The organism is Sporanaerobacter acetigenes DSM 13106 (assembly GCF_900130025.1).
Lineage (GTDB): Bacteria > Bacillota > Clostridia > Tissierellales > Sporanaerobacteraceae > Sporanaerobacter > Sporanaerobacter acetigenes.
The window spans coordinates 163,842-180,708 of sequence record NZ_FQXR01000003.1 but is presented as its reverse complement, the minus strand read 5'-3'; the positions used below and the strand labels follow the sequence as shown (position 1 = coordinate 180,708).

General features: G+C 31.0%; 18 protein-coding genes. All 18 read left to right on the top strand.

Annotation, left to right across the window (positions count from 1 at the left end):
* Nucleotides 1-18 precede the first annotated feature (18 nt).
* The 18 genes from mraY (at nt 19) to BUA21_RS03110 (ending at nt 16,779) form a co-directional block, all read left to right on the top strand.
* On the top strand, nt 19-984 hold the full coding sequence (gene mraY, locus BUA21_RS03195; RefSeq protein WP_072743227.1) for a phospho-N-acetylmuramoyl-pentapeptide-transferase: 966 nt from the start codon (nt 19-21) through the stop codon (nt 982-984).
* 22 nt (nt 985-1,006) lie between these two features.
* On the top strand, nt 1,007-2,371 hold the full coding sequence (murD, locus tag BUA21_RS03190) for a UDP-N-acetylmuramoyl-L-alanine--D-glutamate ligase (protein WP_072743226.1): 1,365 nt from the start codon (nt 1,007-1,009) through the stop codon (nt 2,369-2,371).
* A complete protein-coding gene (gene ftsW / locus BUA21_RS03185; protein WP_072743225.1) occupies nt 2,371-3,474 on the top strand; it encodes a putative lipid II flippase FtsW in 1,104 nt (367 codons plus the stop codon). The genes murD and ftsW overlap by 1 nt, the downstream gene beginning before the upstream one ends.
* A gap of 6 nt (nt 3,475-3,480) precedes the next feature.
* Complete coding sequence (murG, locus tag BUA21_RS03180; RefSeq protein ID WP_072743224.1) at nt 3,481-4,584, top strand: undecaprenyldiphospho-muramoylpentapeptide beta-N-acetylglucosaminyltransferase; 1,104 nt, start codon at nt 3,481-3,483, stop codon at nt 4,582-4,584.
* 84 nt (nt 4,585-4,668) lie between these two features.
* Nucleotides 4,669-5,922 (top strand): UDP-N-acetylglucosamine 1-carboxyvinyltransferase, encoded by a 1,254-nt coding sequence (gene murA / locus BUA21_RS03175; RefSeq protein ID WP_072743223.1) that lies wholly within the window; start codon nt 4,669-4,671, stop codon nt 5,920-5,922.
* Between the two features lie 53 nt (nt 5,923-5,975).
* Nucleotides 5,976-6,758, top strand: coding sequence for a cell division protein FtsQ/DivIB (locus BUA21_RS03170; protein ID WP_072743222.1), 783 nt, complete (start codon nt 5,976-5,978; stop codon nt 6,756-6,758).
* The gene (locus BUA21_RS03165; RefSeq protein WP_072743221.1) at nt 6,745-7,476 is read left to right on the top strand and encodes a DUF881 domain-containing protein; all 732 of its coding nucleotides are present in this window, start codon (nt 6,745-6,747) and stop codon (nt 7,474-7,476) included. The genes BUA21_RS03170 and BUA21_RS03165 overlap by 14 nt, the downstream gene beginning before the upstream one ends.
* A gap of 16 nt (nt 7,477-7,492) precedes the next feature.
* Complete coding sequence (locus tag BUA21_RS03160) at nt 7,493-8,221, top strand: DUF881 domain-containing protein (RefSeq protein ID WP_072743220.1); 729 nt, start codon at nt 7,493-7,495, stop codon at nt 8,219-8,221.
* Between the two features lies 1 nt (nt 8,222).
* Entirely contained in the window at nt 8,223-8,567 is a 345-nt protein-coding gene (locus BUA21_RS03155; RefSeq protein WP_072743219.1) for a small basic family protein, read from the top strand.
* Between the two features lie 81 nt (nt 8,568-8,648).
* On the top strand, nt 8,649-9,893 hold the full coding sequence (gene ftsA / locus BUA21_RS03150; protein ID WP_072743218.1) for a cell division protein FtsA: 1,245 nt from the start codon (nt 8,649-8,651) through the stop codon (nt 9,891-9,893).
* Nucleotides 9,894-9,917: 24 nt separating this feature from the next.
* On the top strand, nt 9,918-11,006 hold the full coding sequence (gene ftsZ, locus BUA21_RS03145) for a cell division protein FtsZ (protein WP_072743217.1): 1,089 nt from the start codon (nt 9,918-9,920) through the stop codon (nt 11,004-11,006).
* 157 nt (nt 11,007-11,163) lie between these two features.
* Entirely contained in the window at nt 11,164-12,066 is a 903-nt protein-coding gene (gene spoIIGA / locus BUA21_RS03140) for a sigma-E processing peptidase SpoIIGA (protein WP_072743216.1), read from the top strand.
* 15 nt (nt 12,067-12,081) lie between these two features.
* Nucleotides 12,082-12,804 (top strand): RNA polymerase sporulation sigma factor SigE, encoded by a 723-nt coding sequence (gene sigE / locus BUA21_RS03135; RefSeq protein ID WP_072743215.1) that lies wholly within the window; start codon nt 12,082-12,084, stop codon nt 12,802-12,804.
* A 21-nt stretch (nt 12,805-12,825) separates the two neighbouring features.
* On the top strand, nt 12,826-13,674 hold the full coding sequence (gene sigG / locus BUA21_RS03130; RefSeq protein ID WP_327198029.1) for an RNA polymerase sporulation sigma factor SigG: 849 nt from the start codon (nt 12,826-12,828) through the stop codon (nt 13,672-13,674).
* Nucleotides 13,675-13,765: 91 nt separating this feature from the next.
* A complete protein-coding gene (locus tag BUA21_RS03125) occupies nt 13,766-14,008 on the top strand; it encodes a YlmC/YmxH family sporulation protein (protein ID WP_072743214.1) in 243 nt (80 codons plus the stop codon).
* A 69-nt stretch (nt 14,009-14,077) separates the two neighbouring features.
* On the top strand, nt 14,078-14,536 hold the full coding sequence (nrdR, locus tag BUA21_RS03120) for a transcriptional regulator NrdR (protein WP_072743213.1): 459 nt from the start codon (nt 14,078-14,080) through the stop codon (nt 14,534-14,536).
* A gap of 50 nt (nt 14,537-14,586) precedes the next feature.
* Nucleotides 14,587-15,330 (top strand): peptidoglycan editing factor PgeF, encoded by a 744-nt coding sequence (pgeF, locus tag BUA21_RS03115; RefSeq protein WP_233242578.1) that lies wholly within the window; start codon nt 14,587-14,589, stop codon nt 15,328-15,330.
* A 36-nt stretch (nt 15,331-15,366) separates the two neighbouring features.
* Complete coding sequence (locus BUA21_RS03110) at nt 15,367-16,779, top strand: sigma-54 interaction domain-containing protein (RefSeq protein WP_072743211.1); 1,413 nt, start codon at nt 15,367-15,369, stop codon at nt 16,777-16,779.
* The last annotated feature ends 88 nt before the right edge of the window (nt 16,780-16,867 follow it).

The window sequence follows — 16,867 nt, the reverse complement described above, 5'->3', positions numbered from 1 at the left end:
AAGAGAGGAGAAATTATAATGATTGAATATACAGATGCAATAAGGACTACTGTTATTTCCTTTGCTATAACCATTATTTTGGGCCCAATACTTATACCACTTTTAAGAAAGTTAAAAATTGGGCAAAATGTTAGAGAGGAAGGGCCTAAAACCCACTTAAAAAAAAGTGGAACTCCTACTATGGGCGGAGTGATCATGCTTATTGCATTAATTATTACAACTTTTACATCTGGAATGATGAATAGGGATATGTACGTATTGCTTTTATCTACCCTTGGATTTGGACTTATTGGATTTATTGATGATTATATAAAGGTAGCAAAAAAAAGATCTTTAGGACTAAAACCTTACCAAAAACTTATTGGTCAAATTATATTAGCAACAGTATTAGCAGTTTATCAGTCTCATACCTCTATATTGGGGACAAAAATACTTATTCCTTTTGCAGCAAATAAGTATTTAGATTTAGGAGCTTTTTATGTGCCTTTTATTGCTTTTGTTGTAGTTGGTACTGTAAATAGTGTGAATTTAACTGATGGACTTGATGGATTGGCTTCTGGTGTTACTCTTATAGTGCTATCCTTTTTTGGGCTTGTAGCTTTAAATTGGGGAATGACTAGTACTTCAATTTTTGCAGCAGCAATGGCTGGTGCATGTCTTGGGTTTTTGGTGTACAATTCTTACCCTGCTAGAGTTTTCATGGGGGATACAGGATCTCTTGCCCTTGGAGGTGCTGTTTCAGCTCTTGCAATACTCTTAAATCTGCCATTAGTTATACCTATTGCTGGTGGAATATACTTCATAGAAGCACTATCTGTTATTATTCAAGTAGTATCTTATAAATTGACTGGGAAAAGGGTGTTTTTAATGGCTCCATTACATCATCACTTTGAACAAAAAGGATGGCCAGAAACAAGAGTTGTAGCTGTTTTTTGGATTGCAACAGTTATACTTTGTTTAATTGGAATTGTAAGTGTAAATTAAATTAGAAAGCTAGGTGTTTGAAATGAATTTGAAAAATAAAAATGTACTTATTTTAGGATTAGGAATTAGTGGAGTTTCTACTGTTAAAGCTTTGAACAAATTGGGAGCAAGTATTATTATAAGTGATACAAAAAAAGAAGAAGAATTAAAGGATTTTCTAGAAGAGATAGATTCTTATGGAGCTAAATTGTATTTAGGAACAAATGATGTACCATTAGAAGATGTAGATTTGATCATAAAAAGTCCTGGAATTCCACTAGGATTACCTATTATACAAAAAGCTGAGGGACTTAATATCGAAGTTATGACTGATATAGAACTTGCTTATAGATTGATACCTGAAAATAAGTTTGTAGCTATTACCGGTACGAATGGCAAAACTACAACAACTACTCTAACGGGTGAATTTTTTAAGAATGCTGGATATTCATGTCATGTAGTTGGAAATATTGGTGTGGGAATACTTTGGGAAGCAGTAAATTCAAGTGCTGATGATATATTTGTTATAGAAACTAGTAGTTTTCAATTGGAAAGCACAAAATGCTTTAAACCTAAGGTGAGTCTTATTATAAATATTACTCCTGATCATATAAATTGGCATGGTTCCTATGAAAAATATATAGATGCTAAGAAAAAAGTACTTATAAATCAAGATAGCGAAGACTATACTGTATTAAATTATGATGATGAAATTTTAAGAAGTATCAAAAATGAATTACATTCAAATGTTTTATGGTTTAGTGTAAACAATGCTTTAGATAATGGTGTATATATAGATGAAGACTACATAGTTATAAATACTGGTAGCGAAAAAATAAAGGTTATGCCTTGGAAGGAAATAAAAATTCCTGGTAGGCACAATTTAGAAAATGCACTGGGAAGTGTAGCTATTGGATATGCTATGGGAGTAGATATTTCAACTATGGCTAATGTATTGAGAACTTTTGAAGGGGTAGAGCACAGAATAGAATATGTAACTACTATAGATAAAATAAAATTTTATAATGATTCAAAAGGAACTAATCCAGATGCAAGTATCAAAGCAGTTGAGGCTCTTGAAGGACCAATTGTACTTATAGCTGGTGGTATGGACAAAGGAAATGAATTTGATGATTTTGTTAAATCTTTTGATAGGAAGGTTAAAGCTTTAATACTTTTAGGAGAAACTAAAGAAAAAATCAAACAAACTGCAATTAATTATGGTTTCAACAATATATATATAGTAAATGATATGAAGGAAGCGGTGAATAAGTCTTTTGAACTAGCTAAAAGTGGAGATGAAATATTGCTTTCACCTGCTTGTGCAAGTTGGGATATGTATAAAAGTTACGAAGAAAGGGGCAGGGATTTTAAAAAAGCTGCTTTTGATTTAAAGGAGGAAAAGTGATGGCGAAAAAGAGAGCTAGTGATTTTACTTTGCTCTTATCTACTATCCTATTGGTGTTCATAGGAATTATTATGGTTTTCAGTTCTAGTTGGCCTGATGCAATATATAAAATGAAAGATGGGTACTATTTTTTAAGGAAACAGGTAATTGCCAGCGTATTAGGATTATTTGTTTTGTTTTTCTTCATGAATTTTAATTATAAAAAATTAGAGAAAATAGCTACTCCTATTTTCATTTTGTCATTGCTATCAGGGTTATTGGTATTTACACCTCTTGGCAGGGAATTTAACGGGGCTAGAAGATGGGTATATATAGGCTTCACTACTTTTATGCCTTCAGACTTAATAAAAATAGGCTCTATAATATATATGTCATATTTTTTATCTAAAGATAGGAACAAAATAAAAGATTTTAAAAAAGGTGTACTGCCATCTCTCATCATTATAGGAATTTCATGTGGGCTTATAATTGCACAAAAAGACTTAAGCACTAGTGTTACTTTGGGCTTGACTTTGATTAGCATGGTATTTGTAGCAGGAATACAAGTTGTATATTTAGTAGTTTTGGGGGCCATGGGAGGCTTTGGAATATATAAGGCAATTATGGCAGAAGAATTTAGAAAGATGAGAATGCTTGCATTCAGGGATCCTTTTCTATATAAAAATGATTATGGATGGCAAGCTGTTCAATCTCTTTATGCACTAGGTTCTGGAGGATTATTTGGCTTAGGTTTGGGAAAGAGTAGGCAAAAATTTTTTTATATTCCTGAGCCATATAATGATTTTATTTTTTCTATTATTGGTGAGGAATTAGGTTTTTTAGGTTGTTTAACGGTTATATTGTTGTTTTTACTGCTCATATGGCGAGGTATAAAAATAGCACTAAATGTTGATGATCTTTTTGGATGTTTTTTGGCTACTGGTATTACTGCACTCATCACAATACAAACTCTGATACATATAGCAGTAGTCACATCTTCTGTTCCTACAACTGGGATTCCGTTGCCCCTTATTAGTGCTGGAGGTACTTCTCTTATATTATATATGGGTTCTATAGGAATACTTTTGAATATATCAAGGCATACACAACTAGATAGGAGTTGAATATAGATGAATTTTTTAATTACTGGTGGAGGAACTGGAGGACATATTTATCCTGCATTAGCTATTGCCAATGAAATTAAAGAAAGACATAAGGATGCAGATATACTATATGTTGGCACTGAAAAAGGTATGGAAAGTGAGTTGGTTCCAAAAGAAGGATTTAATTTCAAAACTATAAGAGTACAAGGCTTTCCTAGAAAGTTTTCAAAAGATACTTTTAAGACTGTTAAAGAGTTGTTTCTTGGAATAGGTGATGCTAAAAAAATAATAAAAGAATTTAAACCAGATGTTGTCATAGGAACTGGTGGCTATGTTTGTGGGCCTGTAGTTTATGTAGCTAGTAAAAGAAAAATACCTACCCTTATTCATGAACAAAATGCATTTCCAGGAGTGACAAACAAAATTCTGTGTAGGTATGTAGATAAAGTAGCAGGTAGCTTTGAAGAATCCAAAAAATATTTTAAATATCCTGAAAAAGTTGTGATTACAGGGAATCCAGTTAGAAAAAGTTTAGCTACAATTGATAGAGAAGGGGCTTATAAAGAACTTGGAATTAGTCCAGATGCTCCTTTTGTCCTTTCTTTTGGTGGAAGTGGCGGCCAAAAAAAATTAAATGAAGCAATGTATTATGTCATAAGTGAAAATACAGACAATCCAAATATACAAATACTTCACATAACTGGGAAAAGATTTTATGATGATTTCATTCAAAAGCTAAGTCAGGATAAAATAGTTATCAAAGATAATATAAAAGTATTGCCTTATTTTTTTGATATGCCAAAAGGTTTAAATCTTGCAGATTTAGTTATTACTAGTGCTGGAGCTATAACTCTTTCAGAAATTACAGCTATAGGTGTTCCAAGCATTATAATTCCTAAAGCTTATACTGCTGAAAACCATCAAGAATATAATGCTCGTGCTCTTGAAAAACAAGGTGCAAGTCTGGTTATTCTAGAAAAAGATTTAACAGGAGAAAGTCTAAATGAATTTGTTTTGGAACTCTTAAATGATAAGGGAAAGTTAAAAGATATGGCGCAAAATAGTAAGAAGATGGGAAAGATAAATGCAGTCAATAAAATTGCCGATATGATAGATGACATGATAAAGTAATTTCTCTGTAACACCTTTTTTAGGATATGCATACAATGTAAATATATGTTATACATAGTTGTTGCATATTCTGGAGGTGTGATAATGGGTAAATATATAATTAATGGAGGGAAAAAGCTAGCAGGAGAGGTTAATATTTCTGGTGCAAAAAATGCGGTACTACCTATTCTAGCTGCTACAGTTGTTGGTCAAAATAGGAGTACCATATTTAATACTCCTAATTTAAGAGATGTAGAAATAATGGAAAAAATATTACTTTCTATTGGTTGTGTAGTAGATAGAATGGATAATATTATATATGTCGATTCAAGGCAATTGAATAGTTTTGTTATTCCTGATGATTTAGTAAGAGAGATGCGTTCCTCTATAATACTTATGGGAGCAATGCTTTCTAGATGTGGAGAAGTTATAATAAGCTATCCAGGTGGATGCGAGATAGGACCAAGACCTATAGATTTACATTTAAAAGCTTTAAAAGAAATGGGGGTAACAATAGAAGAATCACATGGCTTTCTTCATTGTAAATGTGAAAAACTACAGGGATGTGAAATTCAACTTGATTATCCAAGTGTAGGGGCTACTGAAAATACAATACTTGCTGCTGTAAAGGCAAAGGGAACTACAATCATTAGAAATGCTGCGAGAGAACCAGAGATTATAGATTTACAAACTTATTTAAATAAATGTGGAGCTAAAGTTTCAGGAGCAGGTACTAGTATTATAAAAATTGAAGGTGTAGACAAATTTAAAGATGTAAAGCATACAATAATTTCAGATCGAATAGTTGCAGGTACTTATATGGCGGCTTCTACAATAACAGGTGGAGAAGTGGTTTTGAAAAATATTGAAATAGATTATATTCAAGCAATTGTAGCTAAATTAAAAGAAGCTGGTTCTTTAGTTTATTATGATTCTAATTCTTTAAAAATTGTTGGCCCAAAAAAGCTAAATTCCATAGAAATGGTTCAAACATTGCCTTATCCAGGATTTCCAACGGATATGCAGGCTCAAATGATGGCCTTATTAAGTATAGCAAATGGTACAAGTATTATTTCGGAAACAGTTTTTGAAAATAGATTTAAACATGCAGAAGAGCTTATACGTATGGGAGCAAATATTAAAATCATAGGTCGTGTAGCTGTAGTTAAAGGTGTAAAGGAATTGACGGGGGCAAAAGTGAAATCAAAGGATTTAAGAGGTGGAGCAAGTTTAGTTTTAGCAGGCCTTACAGCTAAGGGAACTACAGAGGTAGACAATATATGTCATATAGAAAGAGGATATGAAGATTTTGACTTAAAATTAAGAGAACTAGGGGCAGATATTGAAAAGGTGAAATAGCAGCATTTTGCTGCTATGATACGAACGGACAAGCTATTATAGGTGGTGCACTTATGGGTAAAGAGGAAAGAATAGACAAAAGAATTAAAAAGAAGAGAAGAAAAATTGCATTTATAATTTTATTGTTGCTATTTGGAACATTTTTGTTAGTTTCTTTTAAGACAACTTTTTTCAATATATCTAATATCGAAATCATTGGGAATAAAAAAATTTCTAATGATAAGATAATCAAGGCCTCTGGAAATCCAATGAAAGAAAATATTTTTAAAGTAAATATTGGCGAAATTGAGAAAAGTTTAAAAAAACATCCTTATATAAAAGAAGCAGTTGTGAGACGAAGACTTCCAAATAAATTAATCATTGAAATAGAAGAAAGAAATGAAAAATTTATATTAGCTCATGGGGGTTCAAATGTTTATTTAGATGTTGATGGAATTGTGCTCAAGATCAATTCAGAGCCCAACAACAAATTAACTGTGTTGAAAGGTGCCAATATAGATAAACCAGATGTAGGGTATAAGATAACGAGTGAAAATGAAGAATTTGTAGATAGTATATTAGGCTTTATAGATATTAGCAATAAGACGAATTTGTTAAAAGAAATAAATACCATTGATGTTTCTAACAATGAAAACATTATTATGGAATTGAGGGATGGTGTTCTTGTTGATTTTGGACCATTAAATAATGTAGAATATAAATTAAGGTATATAAAAGAAATTTTAAATGATTTAAATGAAAAAGGTATTCCTTGTAAATATATTTATTTAAATAAAGGAGAAAATCCTATTGTCGTAACTGATAATGAGCGGGAGGATTCAAATGAAGAACAATAAAGGTCAAATAGCAATTATGCTGGTATGTGTATTTCTTGGAATTGTTTTAGCTATACAAATTAAAACTGTAAATGAAACAGTAGGTGAAGGGTTATTACCTACCCAAAGGGCTCAACAGTTAGGTTTAGAATTGAAAAAGCTGCAAGATGAAAAAGAAGCCTTAACTAGAGAGTTAAGTGATGTAGAAAGTAAAATAAATAAATATGAGAAAAATGAGGCAGATAAAAGTGTATATACAGAAAATCTATACAAAGATTTGGAGAAGTATAGAATGTTTTCAGGATATTCAGATGTAGAAGGACCAGGAATAGTTTTAGAAATAAATGATCCTCCTATGGATGTGCAGTTTGGAGAAGAATCGAGTATAGTAGATGAATTAGACATATTGCTACAAATTATTAGTGCATTAAATGCCTCTGAAGCAGAAGCAATATCTATAAATGATCAAAGATATACAGCTTACACTGAGATAGTTAGAGTAGGGAATCATATTGAAATAAATGGAGTGTCTATAAGTCCGCCTATAGTTATTAAAGCCATTGGAGATCCAGCATTGTTAGAGTCTTCTTTAGCACTAAAGGGAGGAATATTGTGGCATTTGGAATATTATACTGATTATATTGTTCAAATTAAACAGGAAAAGAATATTATGATTTCTAAATATAAAAAAACCAAAGAGTTTACTTATGCAAAGCCATTACCTGAAATAGCTAAATAACCCTAGGGGGATGAATATGAAGAGAAAGGGCAATGTAAATATAATACTATTATCTTTTAGTATATTGTTAGGTTTTATGTTAGTGGTCCAGATGAAGCAACATGTTGAAAGCTATAATTTAGTTACTTTAAAATCCATACAGATTAAAAAAAATGAGATAATTAATTCTGAAAAAGAGATAGAGGAATTAAAATTGCTTATTAAAGAAAAACAAGGGGAATTAAAAAAATTAGAAGAATTTAACTATAAAGGGGAAGATATGCAGGAACTACTTGTAGAAGAATCAAACAAAAATAAAGTTATAGCAGGTTTTACTGATATGGAGGGCCCTGGTATAGTTATAAAAATGCAAGACAATCAAAATATCGAAGTAGTAGGTTCAGAGATTAAAGATGATGTTATCCATGATGCAGATATACTTGAAATTTTAAACGATTTGAGGGTAGCAGGTGCTGAAGCAATTAGTATAAATGGTCAAAGGGTTATGCCCATGTCTGAAATAAAGTGTGGAGGGCCTATCATAAGAGTTAATGGAAAGAGTTTGGGAAGCCCTTTTGTTATAAAAGCTATTGGAAATTCTAAACAATTATATGCTGCGATAAATGCACCTGGGACTTTTGGATATACATTGAAAAATGTATATAAAATATCTATAGAATCAACTGTAGAAGATAAAATTCACATTCCTGCATATTCTGGATATTTTAGTTTTTATTATGCGAAACCAATAAAAGAAGGTGATTAAATTGTTTTATGCAATAATTGGTACTTTAATAGGTGTTGTAGTGGGTTTGCTTTTGCCAATAACATATAGTCCAACTTATGCACTATATGTATCCGTTGCAATTTTGGCTTGCCTTGACTCGGTTTTTGGAGGAGTAAGAGCTAATTTAGAGGATAAGTTTGATGTAAAAATATTCATATCAGGTTTTTTTGGAAATGCAATACTAGCAGCTTTTTTGGCTTATATTGGAGATCGATTGGGAGTACCTCTATACTATGCTGCAATTTTTACTTTTGGCAGCAGATTATTTGAAAACTTTGCTACTATTAGAAGACTTCTTTTATTTAAAAACAAAGAGAAACAATAATATGTTTTTATACCAAAACAATCAAAAAAATGATATACTTTTTAAAAGGCTATTGTTTTTTTGTCCAAAGGGGGCATACTTATGGGTGAATATATTACCTCCATTGATTTGGGAACGTCCAAGGTTTGTGTTATCATTGGCCAGATAGATAGGAATGGTCAGCTTCAAATAGTTGGAGTTGGAAATTGCCCTTGCGAGGGAATAAAAAAAGGCGTAGTTGTGGATATTGAGTCAACTTCCAATGCTATAAATTACGCTTTGGAGCAGGCTGAAAACATGGCAGATGCCGAGGTATTTGATACTTATGTAAATATACCAGGTGGATATACAAAGCTCATAAGGAACAAAGGTATAATAGCAGTATCTGGAGAAGACAGAGAAATAAATTATGATGATGTAAAAAGGGTTCTAAATTCGGCAACAATTATTTCTATGCCTCAAGATCAGCAAATTATTGATATCATTCCTATCCAATACATAATAGATGGTTATGATGAGATAAAAGATCCCATTGGAATGGTAGGAATTAGACTGGAAGCTGATGTTGATATTGTTATTGGTTCGTCTACAACTATATTAAATGCAGTTAAAAGTGTGAATGGAGCAGGATTAGAAGTACTTGGAATAGTTCCAGAGCCCTTTGCATTATCTGAATCTGTGCTTTCAAAAGATGAAAGAGAATTGGGAGCTCTGGTCATAGATATAGGAGCTGGCACTAGTGATTTTTCACTTTTTAAGAATGGACAATTGATTTATAACAATTTAATTCCTATAGCTGGAAATCATATTACAAACGATATTTCTGTTGGGCTCAGAATTTCTTACAATGAAAGTGAAAATATAAAGAAAAAGTTTGGAATTGCCTATACCCCTTTAGCTAGTGATAAAAATGTATTTGATATAAATCCTATTGGAATTAATGAGAAAGTATGTATTTCTGAATTGAAATTAAGTGAAATTATTGAGGCTAGAGTAGGGGAGGCTTTTGAACTTATAAATACTGAACTCATAAGGCAAGGTGTAAAACAAGAAATATTGACTGGAATAGTATTGACTGGAGGTGGAACAAGTAACTTTCTAGGAATAAAAGAACTAGCAAATGAAATATTTAATTTACCAGTAAGAATTGGTAAACCAAAATATATTGGGGTCAATGATCCTATTTATTCAAGTGGAGTTGGATTAATTAATTATTCATTAAAGAGGAAATTTAATTATTATGTCGAATATAATAATTTAGAAGTCAGGAAAGGGAAAAAAAATAGAAAAAATTCTAGTAGTAGTATATCATCATTTTTCAAGAAAATCTGGGAGGAATATTTTTAGTAAATAAAGAAGGGGGTTTACAAAGTGTTTGACTTTGATGTAGATTTTGAACAATTTGCTCATATTAAAGTTATAGGCGTTGGTGGAGGCGGGAACAATGCTATAAATAGAATGGTTGAAGCAAATGTTAAAGGTGTTGAATTTATTGCGATAAATACTGATAGACAAGCATTGCAAACTTCTAAGGCTGAAACAAAGGTGCAGATAGGAGAAAAGTTGACAAAAGGTTTGGGTGCTGGTGCAAATCCTGAGGTTGGAATGAAGGCGGCAGAAGAAAGCAAAAATGAAATTACAGATGCTATTAAGGGTGCAGACATGATTTTTATTACAGCTGGAATGGGAGGTGGCACCGGTACGGGAGCAGCTCCTATAGTAGCCGAAGTTGCTAAAGAAATGGGGATATTAACTGTAGGCGTAGTAACAAAACCTTTTACCTTTGAAGGAAAGAGAAGAATGGTACATGCCGAAAAGGGTATAGAAGAATTGAAAAATAGAGTTGATACTCTAGTTACTATTCCAAACGATAGACTTTTGCAAGTAGCTGAAAAAAAGACTACAATGGTAGAAGCCTTTATGATGGCAGATGAAGTTTTGAAACAAGGTATTCAAGGCATTTCTGATCTGATAGCAGTACCAGCTCTTATAAATCTTGACTTTGCTGATGTTAAGACAATTATGTATGATCAAGGGATTGCTCATATGGGAATAGGAAAAGCTTCAGGAGACAATAGAGCACAAGATGCAGCAAGACAAGCTATACAAAGTCCTCTTCTTGAAACTTCTATTGAAGGTGCAAAAGCAGTACTTTTAAATATTACTGGGGGAGGAGATTTGGGAATATTTGAAGTAAACGAAGCAGCAGATCTTATAAGACAATCAGTAGATCAAGATGCAAATATTATATTTGGAGCAGGAATAGATGAAACATTAAATGATGAGCTCAAAATAACAGTTATTGCTACAGGATTTGGTGAGAAAAAAGAAAAGAAGATTGATGGTATGATGAAGACCAATGCAGATGATAGATTAAAAGCTAGAGAAGAGGTAGCTAGTAGTCAGTTTGATATGGATGACCTTGATATTCCAACTTTTTTAAGGAGAAGAGAAAAATAAATAATATGTCGTAAAATCGTTTCTCAAATATGGGAAACGATTTTTTTTTCACCCTGGAAATGACATTATTTTCAAGACAAACATTATATAATAGACATATATTCAATAAATTATGAATAAGAGTAAAATATAAAGAAATTTTAAGGGGGCTTTCGAAGTGGACATATATGTAGAATATTTACTCCTAGAAAATGTAATCATTAACTATATTATACTATATGTCGTTAAAGCAGTAAGTAGAACGGATTCAAAAAAAATCAGATTATTTATTGCTGCATGCGTGGGTTCTCTTTATACTCTAGTTATTTTCTTTCCGTCCCTTCATTTTATGACTAAATTTAGTGTTAAATTTTCTATATCTATATTAATAATAATTTTAGCTTTTAATCCTGAAAAATTTTCTTCATTTATGAGATTGTTGGCAGTTTTTTATACTACATCATTTGTATTTGCAGGAGCTATATTGGGATTGTTTTATATCTTTAATTCTAATTTATATCTTAAAAATGGAGCCTTTTATATTCAAAACTTTTCTGCTGAATTTTTGATATTGGGTATTTCCCTATCTTTTATTTTAGTAAAATATATTTTTGAATTTTTACAAATTCGATTAAACAAGAAAAATATTTTGACTAATGTAATTATCAATTTGAATGAAAAAAATGCAGAAATAGTAGCACTTGTTGATACAGGAAATTCGCTCAAAGAGCCCATAAGCCAAAATCCAGTTATTATAGTGGAATTTTATGCTATTAAGGAATTGCTTCCTGAAAAAGTTCAAGATGTATTTATAGATAACAAAGAACTAAGCTTAGATTTAGATACTATTTCTAATATCATGGTGGAAGTAAATGATGAGATTAAATTAAGAGTTATTCCTTTTAAATCTATAGGAAAAGAATATGGGATTTTGCTGGGTTTTAAACCTGATAAAATAATTATTGGTAATGATGGATGCGAAAAAAAGATTAAAGAAAATGTATTGATTGGCATATATAACAATAAATTGTCTAGAGATGACAATTATATGGCATTGTTAAATCCAGAAATTTTATACTGATTGGAAGGTGATACTATGAAGAGGTTCAATAAGCTTAGATTAAAGTTAAGTATGATATTATTTAAAATTGGCTCTAAATTTAAAATTTTAAAAGAAGTTTTTTATATTGGAAGTGGGGAAGTATTGCCTCCACCTTTAAAGCCAGAGGAAGAAGTGAATTTAGTTGCGCAAATGAAAGACGATGAAAATATAAAGAGTATTTTGATAGAAAGAAATTTAAGATTAGTTGTATATATTGCAAGAAAATTTGAAAATACTGGTGTATGTGTAGAAGACTTGATTTCTATTGGCACTATTGGGCTTATAAAGGCTGTAAATACTTTTAATCCTGATAAGAATATAAAGTTGGCTACCTATGCTTCTAAATGCATAGAAAATGAAATTCTCATGTATTTGAGGAGAAATAACAAATCAAAAGGAGAAATATCTTTTGATGAGCCCTTAAATGTAGACTGGGATGGGAATGAGTTGTTGTTGTCAGATATATTGGGTACTGATGGAGATACAATATTCAAATATTTGGAAGAAGAAATAGACAAGGAACTATTAAATCAAGCTATAGATAAATTGTCAGGTAGAGAGAAAAAAATAGTTGAGCTTAGATTTGGTTTAAAAAATGGTCAGGAAAAGACTCAAAAAGAAGTGGCTGATATGCTTGGAATATCTCAGTCATATATTTCGAGACTTGAAAAGAGAATTATAAAACGTCTTAAAAAAGAAATGAGTAGAATGATATAGTTAATCTATTTACATTAATAATTGAATAAAAAAACATCTATAGGTAATAATTTTATTTTAAAAGGGGCAATAAATCACGAAAGGAATGAAGACCCTATGCGAAACAATAAAGTAGAAATTTGTGGAGTCAATACATCAAAATTACCTGTTTTAACTAATGAAGAAATGCAAGAATTGTTTGTAAAAATTAAAGCGGGAGATATGGAAGCCAGAGAAAAATTTATAAATGGCAATTTAAGACTTGTATTAAGTATCATACAAAGATTTAACAAAAGGGGAGAGTATGTAGACGATTTGTTTCAAGTGGGTTGTATTGGCTTAATAAAAGCTATAGACAATTTTGATTTGAGTCAAAATGTTAAATTTTCTACTTATGCAGTACCCATGATTATAGGAGAAATAAGGAGGTATTTAAGAGATAACAATTCTATAAGGGTCAGTAGATCATTAAGAGATATTGCATATAAAGCACTACAAGCCAGAGATCAGTTGATTTATAAAAATTCAAAAGAGCCAACTATTACTGAAATTGCAGAAGAACTAAATTTGCCTAAGGAAGAAGTAGTTTTTGCTCTAGATTCAATTCAAGAACCAATATCATTATTTGAACCTATTTATCATGACAGTGGGGATGCAATATATGTAATGGATCAAGTAAAAGATGATAAAAGTGAGGATGAGGTTTGGCTTCAAGAGATAGCTCTTAGGGAAGCATTGGATAGATTAAACGAAAGAGAAAAACTTATATTAAACTTGAGGTTTTATGAGGGCAAAACTCAGATGGAGGTGGCGGAGGAAATTGGCATATCTCAGGCCCAAGTTTCAAGGCTTGAAAAAAATGCATTAAAGCACATGAGAAAGCTTATATAAATTCTACCATTACCTCACAAATATTTAGTAATATTTTATGATGGTTAAAGTGTATATATAAATAAGAAATAAAAAAAGGTGGTGTGAGGTAATGGTTAAAATCTCTGATATGAGAGAAAAAGAAGTTATAAATATAAGAGATGGCTCAAGAATAGGTGTTATTGACGATGTAGAGGTTGATTTGGGAAAGGGTATAGTTACTGCAATAATTATTCCAGCTCCAGGGAAGGTATTTAGTTTTTTCGGTAAAAACCAAGATTTAGTTATACACTGGAAAGATATATTGAAGATTGGAATAGATATTATTTTAGTGGATTTAAAAGAAGTGGAATAATACATGTTAGACAAACTAAAAGCTATATATTATAATCAAATTAAATAGATTTTTATAAGAGGTGAGTGTATGAAATGCCCTTTTTGTGATTATTATGAGACTAAGGTGATTGATTCGAGACCTACTGATGAAGGACAAGCTATTAGAAGACGAAGAGAATGTATTAAATGTGGTAAAAGATTTACTACCTATGAAAAAGTAGAAGAGATTCCTTTAATTGTAGTGAAAAAAGATGGAAATAGGCAAACTTATGATAGAAATAAAATACTTACGGGTATCATAAAGGCATGTGAAAAACGTCCAGTATCTATGCAAACCATAGAAGATATAGTAGATAATATAGAAAAGACATTGTACAATTCAATGGAAAAAGAAGTAACTAGCCAACATATTGGTGAAATGGTAATGAATCATCTCAAAAATATAGATGAAGTATCTTATGTGAGATTTGCATCTGTATATAGACAATTTAAAGATATAAATACTTTTATGGATGAACTAAAAAAGCTATTAGATGAGGAAAATTAGTATGAGGACTTTATATTTTAGAGTCCTATTTCTATAAAAGAGGTGAAATGATGGGTTTTGATATTACATCTAAAGAAGGAATTTCCTATTATACAATAAAATCTTTTGATAATGTGGAGGATGTAGCTCATCTCTTTTCTACTAGGATGGGATGGAACAAGAAAAACACATTAGAAAATATATCTAAAGTATTTGATGTTAAACTAGAGAATATTGTAGTTTCAAATCAAGTACATGGTACAAATATTGCTGTTGTAGAAGACATAAATTTTTATAAAGAAAAGGTTTATCCTAATGGAGTGGATGGCCTAATGACGGATAAGACCGATATTGTATTGGTTACTTATTATGCAGACTGTGTTCCGTTGTTTTTTTTAGATCCTAATAAAAAGGTTATTGGCTTGGCTCATGGTGGTTGGAGGGGTACTGTACAAAATATAGGTGGGAAAATGATAAATACTATGAAAGAGAAATACAATTCAAGTATTGATGATATCTTAGTAGCTATTGGACCTTCGATTGGTCCTTGTTGTTATGAGGTTGGAATAGATGTATATGATGAATTTAAAAAAAGATTTAAATTTTACAATGAAATATTTAAATTTACAAGTAAAAATAAGTGGCATTTAAATTTGTGGGACGCAAATAAGAAAATTCTTATGGAATCAGGAGTTCATGAAGAAAACATTTCTATAAGCAATTTGTGTACTAGTTGCAATAACGATATATTTTATTCCTATAGAAAGGAAATGGGAATTAAAGAGAGAATGGTAGCAGCTATTGAAATGAAATAATTGTTTTAAAAAAACATATTTCAAGAGGTTGATAATATGACGAAAAAGGAATTTAATGATATAGTACTGCAAAATGTTTTGCATCATGCTGATGTGGGAATTCATGCAATAGATAAAAATAGAAAAACTATAATATATAATGAAGCTATGGCTAAATTGGAAGGCCTTGATAGCAAAGCTGTATTAAACAAAGATATACTTGAGATCTTTCCTAGTTTGGATGAGGAAAGCAGTACTTTAATCAATGTTTTGAATACAGGAGATGCTATTTTAAATAGAACTCAAACTTATTTAAATTATAAAGGCCAAAAAATAACATCTTTAAATTCTACTATACCCTTATATTATAAAGAAGAAATAGTTGGAGCATTAGAAATTTCTCAAAATGTTACATATATAAAAAAATTATCTGATCAATTGATTGATTTGCAAAACGAGCTAAGTACTGGAAAACAGGAAAACAAGAAAATAGGTATAAAAAAGTATGTTTTTAAAGATATTATAGGAAACAACAAGGAACTTAAGAAGTCAATATATATTGGCAGAAGAGCAAGTGAATCTCCTTCAAGTGTACTTATATATGGTGAAACGGGTTCTGGGAAAGAGCTATTTGCTCAAAGTATTCACTATGAAGGTAGTAGAAAGAACAAACCTTTTATAGCACAAAATTGTGCTGCCATACCCGAATCTCTTCTTGAAGGTATATTGTTTGGGACGGAAAAAGGTGGATTTACAGGAGCTGTTGATAGACCTGGCATATTTGAAGAGGCCAATGGAGGTACCCTTATGCTTGATGAGATAAATTCTATGGCCTTATCACTTCAGTCAAAACTTCTAAGAGTATTGCAAGAGGGATATATAAGAAGAGTTGGAGGAACAAAGGATATTCCAGTGGATGTAAAGATAATTGCCACAACTAATGAAGAACCAATAGAAAGTGTGAAAAAAGGAACTCTACGCAAAGACCTCTATTACAGGCTCAATGTTATGTATATAAAAATTCCTCCATTAAGAGAAAGATTAGATGATATACCAATTCTATGTGAATATTTCATTAAAAAATACAATAAAATATTAAATAAAGATGTTTGGATGCTATCTGAAGAAGTATTGTCTTGTTTTAAAAATTATCATTGGCCAGGAAATGTAAGAGAATTAGAAAATGCTATAGAATCAGCAATGAATTACATTTCTGAAGATGAGCATGTTTTAAAAAAGGAATATTTTATTTCTTGTGATCATATATTTAGTTCTGGTAATAGTTCCAAAAGTGTTTTGATGGATGAAATAAATGAGGATAAGCCTTTGCCCAAAATATTAGAATCAATAGAACGAGCTCTTATTGAAAAAACATTGGCTCAAAATAAATACAATATTTCTAGAACTGCAAATGAATTAGGAATAAAAAGGCAAACCCTACAACATAAAATGAAAAAGTATGAGATTTAGTGCAAAAAATATTGCATAAAAGTGCAATATTTTTTGCACTTTTTTATTAATTTTAATAAATAAAAATATAAAGCAAAAAAGAAGCATA